Below are 14,736 nucleotides of genomic sequence, written 5' to 3'. Positions count from 1 at the left end.
GCTAATGTAATGGAATTGCGCCAGCTAATCCATCCACTCGACCAGCATTTTTCCCTACCCCAACAGAATGTTACAAAACAATTCGCTATTGTTAATGCTTTGTGTGTTGCATGCTGTTATCAAGTATCATCGCGTCATCGTCAAGCACATTGTTGATAATTACTCTCAACAAACACCAGCTGAAAGGTGTCAGCTTGCGATTTTTATGATGTACATCACAAAATATCTACTCAGGAATAGTTAAGCTCTTAGTCGTAGTCAAAAGGGAGTACGAGGTATGGATACCGATTTCTGTCTCGCTTGCCTACTACCAACTTGCACTTGGTAAAGCTCTTTAAGTAAATCAGCAGTATGGGTCGCTAACTGCGGGAAAAGTCTCATGATCTAACAGACGCCTTCCTGACAGATGTCTATACTAGTTCCTCGAACGGCTTATTTACTGAAAGAGTTTAACATTTATCAGGAGAGCATCATGGCTGTAACGAATGTCGCTGAATTGAACGAGCTAGTTGCACGTGTCAAAAAAGCCCAGCGCGAGTATGCCAACTTCTCACAAGAGCAAGTTGATAAGATCTTCCGCGCCGCTGCCCTCGCCGCCGCAGATGCCCGTATTCCTCTGGCTAAAATGGCCGTTGAAGAATCAGGCATGGGTATCGTTGAAGACAAAGTCATCAAAAACCACTTCGCTTCCGAATACATCTATAACGCCTATAAAGACGAAAAGACCTGCGGGATCCTCTCCGAAGACGACACTTTCGGTACCATCACCATTGCAGAGCCAATTGGCCTGATTTGCGGTATCGTGCCAACCACCAACCCAACTTCTACCGCGATCTTCAAAGCGCTGATCAGCCTGAAAACCCGTAACGGCATTATCTTCTCTCCGCACCCACGTGCCAAGAACGCCACCAACAAAGCCGCAGATATCGTGTTGCAGGCTGCCATTGCTGCTGGCGCGCCGAAAGACATCGTCGGTTGGATCGACCAGCCAACGGTGGAACTGTCCAATCAGTTGATGCATCACCCAGACATCAACCTGATCCTGGCAACCGGTGGCCCAGGCATGGTTAAAGCTGCTTACAGCTCTGGTAAACCCGCTATCGGTGTTGGTGCCGGTAACACTCCAGTTGTCGTCGATGAAACTGCCGACATCAAACGCGTTGTTGCTTCTATCCTGATGTCAAAAACCTTTGACAGCGGTGTGATCTGTGCGTCTGAACAGTCCGTGATTGTGGTAGATTCCGCATACGATGCAGTGCGCGCACGCTTCGCTTCCCACGGCGGCTACATGCTGCAGGGCAAAGAGCTGAAAGCCGTTCAGGACATCATCCTGAAAAACGGTGGTCTGAACGCCGCTATCGTTGGCCAGTCTGCACCAAAAATCGCTGAAATGGCCGGTATCAAAGTGCCAGCCAACACCAAAATCCTGATTGGTGAAGTGAAGCTGGTTGACGAATCTGAGCCGTTTGCTCACGAAAAACTGTCGCCTACCCTGGCGATGTACCGGGCCAAAGACTTTGAAGACGCCGTCAGCAAAGCCGAGAAACTGGTCGCCATGGGCGGTATCGGTCACACCTCTTGTCTGTACACCGATCAAGATAACCAGACTGCACGCGTGGAATATTTTGGCGACAAAATGAAAACCGCACGTATTCTGATCAACACCCCGGCTTCTCAGGGGGGTATCGGTGACCTGTACAACTTTAAACTCGCTCCGTCACTGACGTTGGGCTGCGGTTCCTGGGGTGGTAACTCCATCTCTGAAAACGTCGGTCCAAAACATTTGATCAACAAGAAAACTGTAGCGAAGCGAGCAGAAAACATGTTGTGGCACAAACTTCCGAAATCAATCTACTTCCGCCGTGGCTCACTGCCAATCGCGCTGGAAGAAGTGGCTACCGACGGGGCAAAACGTGCCTTCATCGTTACCGACCGCTACCTGTTCAATAACGGCTATGCCGATCAGATCACCAAGGTTCTGAAATCGCACGGTATTGAAACTGAAGTGTTCTTTGAGGTTGAAGCTGACCCAACGCTGAGCATCGTACGTAAAGGTGCCGAGCAGATGAACTCCTTCAAACCAGACGTGATCATCGCGCTGGGTGGCGGTTCACCAATGGACGCCGCGAAAATCATGTGGGTGCTGTACGAACATCCTGAAACCCACTTCGAAGATCTGGCGCTGCGCTTTATGGACATCCGTAAGCGTATCTACAAGTTCCCGAAAATGGGCGTGAAAGCGAAAATGATCGCCGTCACCACCACTTCAGGTACCGGTTCAGAAGTCACGCCGTTTGCGGTAGTAACCGATGACGCCACCGGCCAGAAATACCCACTGGCTGACTATGCTCTGACCCCGGACATGGCGATTGTCGATGCCAACCTGGTGATGAACATGCCTAAATCCCTGTGCGCCTTCGGCGGGCTGGATGCGGTCACTCACGCCCTGGAAGCCTACGTTTCCGTACTGGCTAACGAATATTCCGACGGTCAGGCGCTGCAAGCGCTGAAACTGCTGAAAGAATATCTGCCAGCCAGCTATCACGAAGGGGCGAAAAACCCGGTTGCTCGTGAGCGTGTACACAACGCCGCTACCATCGCCGGTATCGCGTTTGCCAACGCCTTCCTGGGTGTCTGTCACTCAATGGCCCACAAACTGGGTTCTGAGTTCCACATCCCGCACGGCCTGGCTAACGCCATGTTGATCTCTAACGTTATCCGTTATAACGCCAACGACAACCCGACCAAGCAGACCGCCTTCAGCCAGTATGACCGCCCTCAGGCTCGTCGTCGCTACGCGGAAATCGCAGACCACCTCGGCCTGAGCGCTGCCGGTGACCGTACCGCGCAGAAGATCGAAAAACTGCTGAAATGGCTGGACGAAATCAAGGCAGAGCTGGGTATTCCAACCTCGATCCGCGAAGCTGGCGTACAGGAAGCCGACTTCCTGGCCAAGGTCGACAAACTGTCTGAAGATGCGTTTGATGACCAATGTACCGGTGCTAACCCACGTTATCCGCTGATTGCCGAACTCAAGCAAATCTTGATGGATACCTTCTACGGTCGTGAATTCAGCGAAGCGACTGAAGAAGAGGCGGTAGTTGCGGCACCAGTTGCAGCCAAAGCGGAAAAAAAGTCCAAGAAATAACCGTTCTCTGAATGGTCAAAACCCGCCGAAAGGCGGGTTTTTTTATGCGTGAGACAAATTGTTCCCAATGAGCACCACACGATTTTGACAACGATACTACCCTACCCCACAGGGCCGCATTCAAAAACGCCGCATAGGCCTTCTGCGGCGCTTCTGGCGCAATATCACTCTGGGGTCTTGATCGCTTCCTTGTAGTGTTTGCGGCATACCGAAACATAGCTTTCGTTACCCCCGATCACCACCTGCTCCCCCATATGCATCGCCTTGCCATCGTCCCCCAGGCGTAGCACCATATTGGCCTTACGCCCGCAATGACAAATGGTCTTCAGTTCGACCAGTTTATCGGCCCAGGCCAGCAGATGATGGCTGCCAACAAACAGTTCCCCAAGAAAATCCGTACGTAAGCCATAACACAGCACAGGAATATCCAGTTGGTCGACCACCTCGCAAAGTTCTTCAACCTGCTCTTTGGTCAGAAACTGGCTCTCATCCACCAGCACGCAATGCACGGGCTGCTGCTGATGTTCCTGATTAATCATGGCATACAGCTGGGTGGCGTTATTATAAAGCTGTGCCTGCGACGACAACCCAATCCGCGAACTCACTTTGCCCACGCCGAAGCGGTGGTCGATTTCCGCGGTGAACACCAGCGTGCGCATACCACGTTCTTGATAATTATATGAAGATTGTAACAGTGCCGTCGATTTCCCCGCGTTCATAGCGGAATAATAAAAATAAAGCTGAGCCATGTGGCCGCGACTCCAATGGTTTAAAATATATACCCTAAGACTTTCTGGTTGTAGCTGAGCCCCCCGCTGACTCATCATCTGGTCTAGCTGGCGCGCTTCACTGCGCCCTTGCCAATAAGGGAGAATATATTCGCCCCCGGTTGATGAGTCTGTTGCGGTTAACAACGCTGCGGCCTGAAAGACGACGGGTATATACTGTCGGAAGGTGCAGGTTGACAGTGTAGCATAGACCCTGGTCAGACTCAGCAAGCGGGCTGACATTATCTTGACCTAAGAAAATAGCCATAAGCCAAGTTTCATGTGAAACATTTTACACGCGCAACGGACACTTTTACATCTATTTACAGATTACTGTGGTTTATCAAGCACAATTAATTTTTGTTAATGATTAACTAAATTCATTAATGCTCAAACGGATATGTCCTGCCAGCGAGCAAACAGCCTGCCCAGCCCCTCCCGCCAACAATGCAATTAAATGTGTTTTGAGCGATGACTACCCGGTTAATTGGAACGCTTAACAACTTACTCTCTCCTGTCAGGCTGTTTACCGCTATACCCCCATTCTTTACAGTACTAGTCCTTTTGGGGAAGTGATTATGAACACAAATCCTTCCCGATACTGTTATAGAGCATAATTATGACGAGAGGACCAAAATGACTTTAAGCTCGACGATTATGCCATCCGGTTGGACAATTTGGCATAAAAACCAGGGGGGATTAAAGCCTGATCCCCCTATGTTATTAGTCGGACAGTTCTCAATATCGGTTTTTTAAAGATAAATTTAGTCACTCTTTCAATTTGGCTATTGCAGAAAAGAAAGGAGCACTCTATTATTATCGTCACGCCCCCCCACCAATATAATTTGAGAGCTAGAACAATGAGCGAAGCATTGAAGATTTTGAACAACATCCGTACTCTACGTGCACAGGCAAGAGAATGCAGCCTGGAAACACTGGAAGAGATGCTGGAGAAGCTGGAAGTTGTTGTTAACGAACGCCGCGAAGAAGACAGCCAGGCTCAAGCAGAAATTGAAGAGCGCACTCGTAAACTGCAACAATACCGCGAAATGCTGATTGCAGACGGTATTGATCCAAACGAACTGCTGCAAACTATGGCTGCTACCAAAGCCGCTGGTAAAGCAAAGCGTGCTGCACGCCCAGCTAAATACCAGTATAAAGACGAAAACGGCGAAATGAAAACCTGGACTGGCCAGGGCCGTACTCCAGCCGTGATTAAAAAAGCTATCGAAGAGCAAGGCAAATCTCTGGACGATTTCCTGCTGTAATAGCATTTTAGTTACCTTCAAAAGGCTCCCTATGGGAGCCTTTTTGCTTTGCAGCCACGGTAATCCCCCTGACCTTCACACGCGTTATTCCGGTTGACTAGCAAAATTCTCATGTACAGGAAAAGAAAAAGGGGCCAAAGCCCCTTTATTCTACCCTTCTATCGTTCGGTTACTGAACGTTATAAAACGCCCGATACCAATCAACAAACCGTTTAACCCCTTCATCAACGCTAGTCTCAGGTTTAAACGCGATAGTCTGGTACAGCTCCTCGGTATCCGCGCTGGTATCCAAAACGTCACCAGGCTGCATCGGCAGCATATTTTTGCGCGCCGTGATACCTAACGCAGCCTCCAGGGCATGAATATATTCCATTAACTTAATAGGGCTACTATTGCCGATATTATAGACATGGTAAGGCGCAGAACTGCTGGCTGGAGACCCTTGTTCCACCGTCCAATTGGCATTGGGTTGAGGAACAATGGCCTGCAAGCGCACTACCGCCTCGGCAATATCATCAATGTAAGTAAAATCACGATGCATCTCACCGTGGTTATATACATCAATGCTCTGACCGGCCAATATCGCCTTGGTGAATTTAAACAGCGCCATGTCAGGACGCCCCCAAGGGCCATATACGGTGAAAAAGCGCAGGCCAGTGGTTGGCAGACCATATAAATGCGAATAGCTGTGCGACATAAGCTCATTGGCTTTTTTCGTCGCAGCATACAGGGATATTGGGTGATCGACAGAGTCATCCGTCGAAAACGGTAGCTTGCGATTCAGGCCATAAACCGAACTGGAGGACGCGTACAGCAAATGCCCAACCTTATTATGCCGACACCCTTCAAGAATGTTCAAATGGCCAATCAGGTTGGAATCCGCATAAGCCAAGGGGTGATCCAGCGAATAACGCACCCCGGCCTGGGCGCCGAGGTGAATGACCCGCTCAAACTGATGTTCAGCGAACAGCTCGGCAATTCCATTGCGATCGGCCAAATCCAGTTTGATAAACTGAAATGCTGGCTGATTAGCCAGCATGTCGAGCCGTGCCTGTTTCAGGCTGACAGCGTAATAATCATTCAGGTTGTCGATACCGACAACCTGATACCCCATGGCTAGCAGGCGCTCCGTTACGTGATAACCAATAAACCCTGCAGCGCCTGTAACCAGGAATTTCATGCTCACCTCTTAAATGACCGGCTTAATCGATGAGCCACGACCAATACCATAATAAGTAAAACCGCGAGCTTGCAGTCGTTCTGGATCATACAGGTTACGGCCATCAAAAATGACAGGCTGCTTCAAGGCTGACTTAATCGCATCAAAATCCGGAGCACGGAAATTCTGCCATTCGGTACAGATCACCAACGCATCGGCTCCCTGTAACGCCGCCTCCTTGGTACCCATCAGTTTCAGATCGGCACGTTGCCCATAGATACGCTGCGCTTCAGCCATGGCTTCAGGGTCATAGGCTTGCACGCTGGCGCCTAACTCCCACAAGGTTTCCATCAGCACGCGGCTTGAAGCTTCACGCATATCGTCAGTATTAGGTTTAAACGCCAGGCCCCACAGCGCGAAGGTTTTCCCTTTTATATCATCAGCAAAATGATGCTTGATGAACTGGGTCAGCTTATATTTCTGCTGGTTGTTCACCTGCTCTACCGCTTGCAACAGTTTCGGTTGATAACCGATATGCTCTGCGGTGCGGATTAACGCCTGAACGTCTTTCGGGAAGCAGGAGCCGCCGTAGCCACAGCCTGGATAAATGAAGTGATAGCCAATACGTGAATCCGAACCGATCCCCTGACGCACTTTTTCAATGTCCGCACCCAGCATCTCTGCCAGATTGGAGATTTCGTTCATAAAGCTGATTTTGGTCGCCAGCATGCAGTTGGCGGCATATTTGGTCAGCTCTGCGCTGCGGATATCCATCAGGATCATGCGGTCGTGATTGCGGTTGAACGGCTCATACAGCTCACGCAACGGCTCAATGACGTCTTTGTTGTCTGTGCCCAACACAATACGCTCAGGGCGCATACAATCGGCAACAGCGGCCCCTTCCTTGAGGAACTCTGGGTTTGAGACGACATCAAACGCCAAGTCGCTGCCGCGCTTGCGCAGCGTTTCGGTCATCACTTCACGAACTTTATCAGCGGTACCTACCGGTACGGTTGACTTATCGATCACCACTTTGCGGTCTGTCATATGTTCGGCGATGGTGCGTGCCACGGCGGTGACATATTTCAGATCGGCAGAACCATCTTCGTCCGGTGGCGTTCCCACGGCGATAAACTGGATAGCGCCATGAGCAACACCGGCTTTTGCATCGGTAGTGAAATGTAGACGACCGGCTTCATAGTTTTGCTGTACCAACGAGGTCAGGCCCGGTTCAAAGATCGGAATATTGCCTTTTTTGAGGTTTTCGACCTTCTGTTCATCGATGTCGATACACATGACATCATGACCCACGTCAGCCAACACGGCTGCCTGTACCAGGCCAACATAGCCAATACCGAAAACGGTTACTTTCATCGGGAAGTCCTAATTTTCAAATTTAACAAAAAGTTATCAAGCTATTTCTGTTTGTCCGCCGCCCTAGGCCGCAGCCAAACCAACAATTCTATACCCGTGTTGGGTGGTCTTTTCGTCTCGACACGCTATGGGTCAAAGAGCTCACCAACGAGCTTATCACCCGCAAATGGCTACTGAAGTCCTGACGATCTTTCTAAGTAGCTCTCTTTTCGCTCTCAAATTGCGCACTTACTCCGCCATACGAAAAACCCGCAAAGTATACCAGCTTAAATCCGCTGAGTATTACCCCAAGCTCAAATAGCAATAAATTAAGACAACTACCTATGGAAACGACGTTAATGGAGAATAGGCAGAGGCAATTGCTGGAGTTCCATTGATGATTTATTCAGCACTCAGCATCAGACGTAACCGACCGCCGCTCCCCCAGACTTGGCACTGCCAGGCATCACAGCGTTGGCTTATTTGATTCATGTAAGTGGTGCCAAGCGTGCCCAAGGGTACTCCATTACTTAATTGAATCAGGTTATCCCCTGTATTTACATTGGCATGCAAACCGGCAGAGGCCAGCACCAGATTCTTATATTCGGCATGATAATAGCCCACCAACAGCGGAAATTGGCCTTCCAACTTGCCTTGGCGCAATAATTGGTTAACTTGTTTTAACAATGCAGACATTTGCGGCAGGCGATGCTGTTGATTGGCTAAATGATCTTGTAGTAAGCCGTTGAATAAAGCACGCAACAGCAAGGCAGCCATCACGCCATTATCTCCCGCACGGGTGACATCCAGGCAATAAAACGCCAGGTCTTTATCCGATAGCGCCGCGATATCCAGCACCAACCCCGGATTTTCGCTGGTGGTTAATTGCCGATAATTAATACGGCAACCGGCAATAGACTGCTGCACGGGTGGCTGTAACTGCTTGAGTAATCTCACGGCCTCGGAGGGGTTTTGGCTTAATGCCTGCCAATCCTGAAACAGCTCAGCCTCTTCGATCGCCTGCGAAGTAAACATATTAGGATAGAGGCAAGCCAGTACCGCTTCGCGCAGCCGATTGAGATCGCTCAACGGTTTCAGCAGCACATCCTGAACGCCGAGCCGCAGCACCTTGGCGATATCCGCCATTTTATCGGTCGCCGAGATCACCAATACCGGGATCTTTATCCCTTGCAAGCGCAGATGCTCAACAAACTCGATGCCGTCCATTTCCGGCATGGCGAGATCGCACAGGATGAGATCGGGAGCGAACTCTTCAACCGCACTCAACGCCACAAGGCCATTGGCCGCCTCGCTGGTTTGTGCTCCCAAGGATGCAAGATAACCTACAAGCACAGAACGGAAAACCTGTTCGTCCTCAACGATTAAGATGCGCTTGCTTATCAGTGGTAATGCCATCGACCCAGCCTCTTCCCTTTTGATGTTGTAATAGTGGCTCATAATGAGCACTTGTGCCTGTCGAAAACACGCCCAATAGCATCATTCCACCCTAACAAATGGTAATCATTTATTTTTTATCAATGGTGCCAAAACATCTATCTGTTTTTCGACTGCCAAGCGGCCCGCCTCTATCGCCTCGCTGGCGCGATGGAAATCCAGGGTAGATATCTGTGGGCAATACGGCTGGATCAGTACGTCCGGTGGGTCACTGGCCATACGGGTTCGCTTCACTCGATTCTCCAGCATCTGAATCGAGGTGCTCATGATTTCCATCGCCGTGGGGGTGAAGGTGGTTTTCTTCAGCATCATTTTATTCATGCGTTCCCGCAGGCGGTCGCGCCAGTTATTGGCATCGCTAATGCTTGTTTCACTCTGCTCGCCAGCATCATTGCGTACCGAAAACAGATCCTGCTGCATCAGGTGCGCGTCATGTTGCAAATCCACGGCAATCACGATGTCTGCCCCCATCGCCCTAGCCAATGAAATAGGAACCGGGTTGACCAAGGCACCATCCACCAACCAATATCCGTCAAACCAGACCGGTGCCAACAAACCCGGCATGCTACAGGAGGCACGAATGGCCTGGTGGATATCCCCTTTGGTCATCCACAGCTCACGGCCGGTACTGAGGTTGGTGGTCACCGCACCGAATTTCAATGAGCAGTCGGTAAAGTCGTTAATTTTTAGTATTTGGCCAACGACGTTAAATACGCGTTCGCCGCGTAATAAACCACCGCGCTGCCAGGACAGATCCATCAGTCTGATTACGTCCCAGTAGCTGAATGATCGTACCCACTTCTCCATCGCTGGCAACCGATGGCTGGCAAACGCCGCCCCAACCAGTGCTCCCACGGAACATCCTGCAACAATATCGGCTTCGATACCCAGCTTACGCAGTGCGTTAATCACGCCGATATGCGCCCACCCCTTGGCGGCACCGGCCCCTAATGCCAACCCGATTTTAACTTTCCGCATGCTTTGCCTATCCTTTGCTCGGTGAATTCACTCAACCCAATCGCAGGGTACATTGTCATCAACGAATGATGTTAGGTAACATATGCGTTAAATTGATTTTAGCCGCGGCTATACATCGTGCGAGCTAACTACTGAGAGGCGTTATTTTGACTGAGCTATGCCCCTGCGGCAGCGGGCAGGACTACAGCGCTTGCTGTGCGCCCTATATAACAGGTACTCAATACGCTATGTCGCCGGGCATATTAATGCGTTCGAGATATTCCGCCTATGTAAAACGGGATGTGGATTATCTAATTGCGACCTGGCACCCAGACTGCAACCCCGAAGAGTGGCGCAGCGCCATCAGCAGCAGCTTTGGCGATACCGAATGGCTTGGGCTGACGGTGGTAGCGGAAACCGCTGGCAATAGCGCCGATGAAGGGTTCGTGGAATTCATCGCCCGTTCGCGCGATGGAGAAAGCGAGAGTGCCATGCATGAGCGTTCCCGCTTCCTTCGCCTTGAACAACGCTGGTACTATATCGACGGAACCAAACCTCAACCGGGCAGAAATGCCGTTTGCCCCTGCGGTTCAGGCAAAAAATATAAAAAGTGCTGCGGGCAATAAGCCTGCGGGTTCAGAATCAGACGGAATCGACACACTCATGCCACAGCAAAACGTACAAAGAAAAATTTTACGCACTATCTGCCCCGATGCCAAAGGGCTGATCGCCAAGATCACCAACATTTGTTACAAGCACGAATTGAACATTGTGCAGAACAATGAGTTTGTCGATCACCTCACCGGTCGTTTCTTTATGCGTACCGAGCTGGAAGGGATCTTCAATGATACGACGCTGTTGGCCGATCTGGACGGCGCGTTACCAGAGGGTTCGGAGCGCGAACTGCACAGCGCAGGCCGCCGCCGTATTGTGGTGCTGGTCACCAAAGAAGCCCACTGCCTGGGCGATCTGCTGATGAAAAGCGCCTATGGTGGCCTGGACGTTGAGATTGCCGCCGTCATTGGCAACCACACCACGTTGCAGACGCTGGTTGAACGCTTTGACATTCCGTTCCATCTGGTCAGCCACGAAGGGCTGACGCGTGAGCAACATGATCAACAGATGATCGCGCAGATCGACCAATATCAGCCTGATTACGTAGTCTTGGCCAAGTATATGCGCGTGCTGACCCCGGCTTTTGTTCAGCATTACCCGAACCAGGTGATCAATATTCACCATTCGTTCCTGCCAGCCTTTATCGGTGCACGCCCTTATCACCAGGCTTATGAGCGTGGCGTGAAGATCATCGGGGCAACGGCGCACTACGTGAACGACAGCCTGGATGAAGGCCCAATCATTATGCAGGACGTTATTCATGTCGATCACACCTATTCGGCAGAAGATATGATGCGTGCCGGGCGTGACGTGGAGAAAAACGTGCTTAGCCGCGCACTGTATCGTGTACTGGCTCAACGCGTGTTCGTCTACGGTAACCGCACGGTGATCTTGTAATTGGTTAACAAAGCGGTGTCTTTCGTTCACGGAAGCACCGCTGAGAATAAAAAAGCGACAAACAATTCATTTTCTGCATTTCAATGCTTTACACAAGCGCTTCATTTGATATGATGCGCCCCGCTTACCGAGACAGACGTTTCGCAAGCAAAGGAAAGAGTTTCAGTTCTACCAGAAAGGGCTTGCCAACTTTCTGTTAAAAATTAGCAACCATGAATATCATGGTGGGGTTCCCGAGCGGCCAAAGGGAGCAGACTGTAAATCTGCCGTCACAGACTTCGAAGGTTCGAATCCTTCCCCCACCACCATTATTTTATGGCAATGAGCAAACAGAGAAATCTGAAGCCTCATGAATCACTCAAAGTAAAGTTGTTTCAGTAGTACCAGAGAGAATTTGCCAACTTTCTGTTCAAAATTAGCAACCATGAATACCATGGTGGGGTTCCCGAGCGGCCAAAGGGAGCAGACTGTAAATCTGCCGTCACAGACTTCGAAGGTTCGAATCCTTCCCCCACCACCATCTCTTTATATACCTCCCCAGTTTTAAATCATCATCTCACTCCCATACAGCACTAAGCAGGGAAGGATGAGAAGCTTCGACCAAGGTTCGAGTCCACGCAGTGGACAACGCGCTTGCGCGGTCATCCTCCCCACCACCATCTCTTTATATACCTCCCCAGTTTTAAATCATCATCTCATTCCCATACAGCACTGAGCAGGGAAGGATGAGAAGCTTCGACCAAGGTTCGAGTCCACGCAGTGGACAACGCGCTTGCGCGGTCATCCTCTCCGCCACCATCCTTGTATACCCCTCACAGACTAAATATTTCCGTCAAATCATCATGTACCACCGAACCAAATAGCTGCTCCTTATTGTGCTACAGGTGGAAGTCATGCAGAACGCCGACACGCCGTAAACCCGTCCCTGGGGGCTCGCAATCGCGCATCCATGCGCTCAACGGTCGGCTAACCTGCAATGACTCCCACCTGTCTCAAGCCTGGGTGTAGCGGTATAAAACACTACCTAGTTTCATCCCTACGAAGTTATCCTTCCCACCACCATCGCAATACCAATCCCCCTTGAACTAAACCCTACAATTCGCTATACCACTGACTTCGTTAAAAGCAGCAAGGGAAAGTCATGCGTAACAACATTTGTATCTTTTGTGGTGCCAGCGAGGGCAATAATCCAGCCTATGTCGAACATGCCCGCCAACTAGGTCATCTGCTTGCCACCCAAGGGCGGCGTCTGGTGTATGGCGGTGGTAAAAAAGGGTTAATGGGTGTGGTAGCGGACGCGGTGCTAGAGGCCGGTGGCGAAGCAATAGGCATCATTCCCCAGAGATTGGTCGAGGCCGAAACGGCACACCGTGGCCTGACCGAATTGGAAATCGTCCCTGACATGCACACCCGTAAAGCGCGGATGGCTGAACTGGCTGACGGCTTTATTGCCCTGCCTGGCGGTATCGGTACGCTGGAAGAGCTGTTCGAAATCTGGACCTGGGGGCAAATCGGTTACCACAGCAAGCCGGTCGGGCTGCTGGATGTTAACGGTTTTTACCACCCGCTAAGCCAGTTTTTACAGCACGTCGCCGATCAAGGCTTTATGCGACATGATTATCTCAAGACCCTGCATATCAGCGATTCTCCGGCAGCCTTAATCCAGCTGTTTGATGACTATCAGCCGCAGAATTATGACCGCTGGGCGAAATAATCCCTGGCCACCAGCGGCATACTGCCGCTGGTCCGCGTTACATTTTCGGCCAAACTCTGCTACTATCTGAACACATTTTTTCGGATAAAAACGGCAGCGCTCATGAAGTTTGTTTCTTTTAATATCAATGGACTGCGTGCACGTCCGCATCAGTTGGCAGCAATTATCGAGCAGCATCAGCCGGATGTGATCGGCCTGCAGGAAACCAAAGTCCACGACGATATGTTCCCGCTGGAAGAAGTCAGCCAACACGGCTATCACGTGTTCTATCATGGGCAGAAAGGCCATTACGGCGTGGCGTTGCTGACTAAAGATGAACCTCTTGCCGTACGCCGTGGTTTTCCTACTGATGAAGAAGATGCGCAGCGTCGCATCATCATGGCCGACCTGGCAACGCCACAAGGCACATTGACGGTGATTAATGGTTACTTCCCGCAAGGAGAAAGCCGCGACCACCCGATCAAATTCCCAGCCAAAACCCGCTTTTATCAAGATCTGCAAAATTATCTGCAACAACTGCCGGCAGAGTCGCAGGTATTGATCATGGGCGATATGAACATCAGTCCAACCGATCTGGACATCGGTATTGGTGAAGAGAGCCGCAAACGTTGGTTGCGCACCGGCAAATGCTCCTTCCTGCCGGAAGAGCGTGAGTGGATGGGCCGCCTGCTGGACTGGGGTCTGGTAGATACCTACCGGCATGCCAACCCTGAGCGTAACGATGAGTTCTCGTGGTTTGACTATCGTTCGCGAGGTTTCGATGAAAACCGTGGTCTGCGTATCGATCTACTGTTGGCTAACACCTCATTGGCTGCGCGCTGTACCGCCACCGGCATTGATTATCAGATCCGTGGTATGGAAAAACCCTCAGACCATGCTCCTGTCTGGGCCGAGTTTGCACTGTAATCCCCCTGCCCCGATGCACGTCGGGGCGATATAGAATCCAAGCTATGAAAATCATTGATGTCGTTGCCGCCATTATCGAACAAGACGGCAAGATCCTGCTCGCTCAACGCGATAGCAGCAGCGATCAGGCTGGCCTATGGGAGTTTCCCGGCGGTAAGGTCGAAATGGCTGAGAGCCAGCCCCATGCGCTCGCCCGTGAACTGAGGGAAGAGCTGGGCATTATCGCAAAAGTGGGGAGTTTTGTGGCCAGCAATCAGTGGCAACAAAGCGAGAGGGTCATTCGGCTACATGCCTGGCAAGTTAACTCCTTCAGCGGGGAGTTACAGCTACATTGCCATAGCGCATTTGCTTGGGTTACGCCCGAACAGGCCAGAAACTACCCGCTAGCCCCCGCCGATATTCCCCTACTGGAAAGCTATATCCGCTTACTATCCCTCTCACCCCAACCCTCTCCCGCAGGGAGAGGGAGCTGTAATAGTGCCGTTGTCAGGAAGTGA

General features: G+C 50.8%; 12 protein-coding genes and 2 tRNA genes. 9 read left to right on the top strand and 5 right to left on the bottom strand.

Annotated elements, in window-relative coordinates; translation table 11 throughout:
* Positions 1 to 472 precede the first annotated feature (472 nt).
* A complete protein-coding gene (gene adhE / locus ACMV5H_RS13470) occupies positions 473 to 3,148 on the top strand; it encodes a bifunctional acetaldehyde-CoA/alcohol dehydrogenase (RefSeq protein WP_021806599.1) in 2,676 nt (891 codons plus the stop codon).
* 164 nt (positions 3,149 to 3,312) lie between these two features.
* Here the strand turns inward: adhE and ACMV5H_RS13465 are convergent, their stop codons facing one another.
* Positions 3,313 to 3,897: a thymidine kinase gene (locus ACMV5H_RS13465; RefSeq protein ID WP_021806600.1), complete on the bottom strand. Its 585-nt coding sequence runs from the start codon at positions 3,895 to 3,897 to the stop codon at positions 3,313 to 3,315.
* Positions 3,898 to 4,775: 878 nt separating this feature from the next.
* Here ACMV5H_RS13465 and hns point away from each other — a divergent pair.
* The gene (gene hns, locus ACMV5H_RS13460) at positions 4,776 to 5,183 is read left to right on the top strand and encodes a histone-like nucleoid-structuring protein H-NS (protein WP_021181225.1); all 408 of its coding nucleotides are present in this window, start codon (positions 4,776 to 4,778) and stop codon (positions 5,181 to 5,183) included.
* A 169-nt stretch (positions 5,184 to 5,352) separates the two neighbouring features.
* Here the strand turns inward: hns and ACMV5H_RS13455 are convergent, their stop codons facing one another.
* The 4 genes from ACMV5H_RS13455 to rssA all read right to left on the bottom strand — a co-directional run bounded on the left by ACMV5H_RS13455 (position 5,353) and on the right by rssA (position 10,128).
* The gene (locus ACMV5H_RS13455) at positions 5,353 to 6,363 is read right to left on the bottom strand and encodes an NAD-dependent epimerase (protein ID WP_218519276.1); all 1,011 of its coding nucleotides are present in this window, start codon (positions 6,361 to 6,363) and stop codon (positions 5,353 to 5,355) included.
* Positions 6,364 to 6,372: 9 nt separating this feature from the next.
* On the bottom strand, positions 6,373 to 7,716 hold the full coding sequence (locus tag ACMV5H_RS13450) for a UDP-glucose dehydrogenase family protein (RefSeq protein WP_414821971.1): 1,344 nt from the start codon (positions 7,714 to 7,716) through the stop codon (positions 6,373 to 6,375).
* Positions 7,717 to 8,097: 381 nt separating this feature from the next.
* On the bottom strand, positions 8,098 to 9,111 hold the full coding sequence (gene rssB / locus ACMV5H_RS13445) for a two-component system response regulator RssB (protein ID WP_037376114.1): 1,014 nt from the start codon (positions 9,109 to 9,111) through the stop codon (positions 8,098 to 8,100).
* Between the two features lie 105 nt (positions 9,112 to 9,216).
* Positions 9,217 to 10,128 carry a patatin-like phospholipase RssA gene (gene rssA / locus ACMV5H_RS13440; RefSeq protein ID WP_024486672.1) on the bottom strand — a complete coding sequence of 304 codons (912 nt, stop codon included), beginning with the start codon at positions 10,126 to 10,128 and terminating at the stop codon, positions 9,217 to 9,219.
* Positions 10,129 to 10,274: 146 nt separating this feature from the next.
* Between rssA and ACMV5H_RS13435 the strand changes: the two genes are divergently transcribed.
* The 7 genes from ACMV5H_RS13435 (at position 10,275) to ACMV5H_RS13405 (ending at position 14,736) form a co-directional block, all read left to right on the top strand.
* Positions 10,275 to 10,733, top strand: coding sequence for a YchJ family protein (locus tag ACMV5H_RS13435; RefSeq protein WP_059200970.1), 459 nt, complete (start codon positions 10,275 to 10,277; stop codon positions 10,731 to 10,733).
* A 37-nt stretch (positions 10,734 to 10,770) separates the two neighbouring features.
* Positions 10,771 to 11,619, top strand: coding sequence for a formyltetrahydrofolate deformylase (purU, locus tag ACMV5H_RS13430; RefSeq protein ID WP_021181219.1), 849 nt, complete (start codon positions 10,771 to 10,773; stop codon positions 11,617 to 11,619).
* 223 nt (positions 11,620 to 11,842) lie between these two features.
* Positions 11,843 to 11,927, top strand: a tRNA-Tyr gene (locus ACMV5H_RS13425).
* Positions 11,928 to 12,054: 127 nt separating this feature from the next.
* Positions 12,055 to 12,139, top strand: a tRNA-Tyr gene (locus tag ACMV5H_RS13420).
* 621 nt (positions 12,140 to 12,760) lie between these two features.
* A complete protein-coding gene (locus tag ACMV5H_RS13415; protein ID WP_024486669.1) occupies positions 12,761 to 13,333 on the top strand; it encodes a TIGR00730 family Rossman fold protein in 573 nt (190 codons plus the stop codon).
* A gap of 102 nt (positions 13,334 to 13,435) precedes the next feature.
* Positions 13,436 to 14,239: an exodeoxyribonuclease III gene (gene xthA, locus ACMV5H_RS13410; protein ID WP_021806607.1), complete on the top strand. Its 804-nt coding sequence runs from the start codon at positions 13,436 to 13,438 to the stop codon at positions 14,237 to 14,239.
* Positions 14,240 to 14,283: 44 nt separating this feature from the next.
* Positions 14,284 to 14,736, top strand: coding sequence for a pyrimidine (deoxy)nucleoside triphosphate diphosphatase (locus tag ACMV5H_RS13405; protein WP_414821970.1), 453 nt, complete (start codon positions 14,284 to 14,286; stop codon positions 14,734 to 14,736).

Source organism: Serratia sp. N21D137 (assembly GCF_047530005.1).
GTDB lineage: Bacteria > Pseudomonadota > Gammaproteobacteria > Enterobacterales > Enterobacteriaceae > Chania > Chania fonticola_B.
This window is presented reverse-complemented; position numbering and strand designations above follow the sequence as displayed.

Coding starts and splice junctions, on each gene's coding strand:
- ACMV5H_RS13450 (WP_414821971.1), bottom strand. CDS start 7,716: ATGAAAGTAACCGTTTTCGGTATTGGCTATGTTGGCCTGGTACAGGCA.
- xthA (WP_021806607.1), top strand. CDS start 13,436: ATGAAGTTTGTTTCTTTTAATATCAATGGACTGCGTGCACGTCCGCAT.
- ACMV5H_RS13415 (WP_024486669.1), top strand. CDS start 12,761: ATGCGTAACAACATTTGTATCTTTTGTGGTGCCAGCGAGGGCAATAAT.
- rssB (WP_037376114.1), bottom strand. CDS start 9,111: ATGGCATTACCACTGATAAGCAAGCGCATCTTAATCGTTGAGGACGAA.
- purU (WP_021181219.1), top strand. CDS start 10,771: ATGCCACAGCAAAACGTACAAAGAAAAATTTTACGCACTATCTGCCCC.
- rssA (WP_024486672.1), bottom strand. CDS start 10,128: ATGCGGAAAGTTAAAATCGGGTTGGCATTAGGGGCCGGTGCCGCCAAG.
- ACMV5H_RS13405 (WP_414821970.1), top strand. CDS start 14,284: ATGAAAATCATTGATGTCGTTGCCGCCATTATCGAACAAGACGGCAAG.
- ACMV5H_RS13455 (WP_218519276.1), bottom strand. CDS start 6,363: ATGAAATTCCTGGTTACAGGCGCTGCAGGGTTTATTGGTTATCACGTA.
- ACMV5H_RS13465 (WP_021806600.1), bottom strand. CDS start 3,897: ATGGCTCAGCTTTATTTTTATTATTCCGCTATGAACGCGGGGAAATCG.
- adhE (WP_021806599.1), top strand. CDS start 473: ATGGCTGTAACGAATGTCGCTGAATTGAACGAGCTAGTTGCACGTGTC.
- hns (WP_021181225.1), top strand. CDS start 4,776: ATGAGCGAAGCATTGAAGATTTTGAACAACATCCGTACTCTACGTGCA.